Genomic DNA, 1,432 nt, shown 5'->3' on the forward strand with positions numbered 1-1,432 from the left:
AGACGAGCAGCAGCGCGGAGACGGTGTGGTCGACGGCGGTGTGCGCGAGGTCGTAGTGGGCGGCGGCGGACACGGAGACGTGGGCGGCCCACAGGTCGTAGCCGGTCATGAACAGGTCGAGGTCGAACTGGGCGGCCAGTGACATGAGTTCGCCGCGCCCGGTGTCGTCCACGCCGGCGAAGGCCTCATCGAGGGCGAGCAGGCGCGGGGCGTGCGGGTCGGCGGAGTTGAGCATGGCGTGCGCGGCGGCGAACAGCGGCAGATGCAGCGACACCGACTGCTCACCGCCCGACAGCCGGCTGTGCCGGGCGCGGGTGAGCCTCTCCTCGCTCCTGTCGGGCCGTACCAGCTGGAACGCGAACTGCCGCCAGCGCCGGTAGTCGAGGACCTCGGCGAGGAGTTCGCGGTAGGGCTGGTCGCGGTGGCGGGCGCGGGCGGTCTTGATCTGCGCCGCGAAGTGCGTGCGCACCCGGGCCAGCCCCTCGGGGCCGAGGCGGGCGGCGTCGGCGTCGAGGAGGCCGCAGACGGCACGCTGCTCGTCGTCGAGATGGTCGGCCAGCAGCCAGCTCACACCGACCGTCGTCCCCGACGACATCGTCCGCTTGCGCATGTCGGTGTTCATCCGCCTGATCAGGTCACGGGCGTCGACCGTGCGGTCGTGGATCTGCTGGGCGAGCCGGGTGAGCAGGGCGTCCTCCAGGATGCGCTGCTCGGACTCGGAGAGCAGTTCGGCCTGGTCACGCCGGTGGGAGGAGATCTTCTGGGCGAAGGCGGCGACGGGCAGCGGGCCCTCCTCGTCGGCCACACGGACGAGGATGACACCGTCGGAGCCGTCCCATTCGGGCCGGTAGTCCTGTCCGGCGGCGGCGAGCTGCGCCTGCAGATCGTCCAAGGCCCTGGTGAGCCGGGTGACCGACTGCTTGAGGCTGGTCTCGGTGGGGGTGAGGTCGCGGGTGGCGGCCAGGATCGCCTCGTGTACGGCGGCCACGGCCGGCGGGAGTGTCTCGCCGGCCCAGTCGGCCTCCTGGGCGGGCCAGGCAAGGCCGGGCGGGCAGCGCAGGATGTCGAGGAGTTCGCGGGCGGCGTACGGGCGCAGACCGCGGGCGGTGCCCTTCTCCTCCGCCGCGGCGACCGCCCCGGCCTCGGCGGCGGCCGTACGGCGGGCCTCGGCCGCGGCGGTGCCCGCGATCGCGCCGTGCTGAGCGGTGCGGGCCGCCTCGGCCTCCCCCACCAGGGCGTCGATGCCGTCCTCGGTCTCCTGGACCTGGCGCATCACCTCCTGCGCCTCGGCCCCGACGGCTTCCTGGAGGGCCTCAAGTCCCGCAGCCTCCTCCGCGTGCCGGCGGCGTGCAGCACGCTCGGTGTCCGCCGCCGCCTCCTCGTCCTCGGCGGCGGCGCCGAGCCGGTCGGCGGCGGCCTCGGCCGCCTCGCT

1 protein-coding gene is annotated in these 1,432 nt (G+C 74.4%); it reads right to left on the bottom strand.

What is annotated here, in order from left to right; genetic code table 11:
• Positions 1-1,432, bottom strand: a 1,432-nt coding sequence (locus AC5P09_RS51805) for an SbcC/MukB-like Walker B domain-containing protein (protein WP_493880608.1), incomplete at both ends; no start/stop codon positions are given.

It is taken from the genome of Streptomyces sp. a15, from assembly GCF_059026085.1.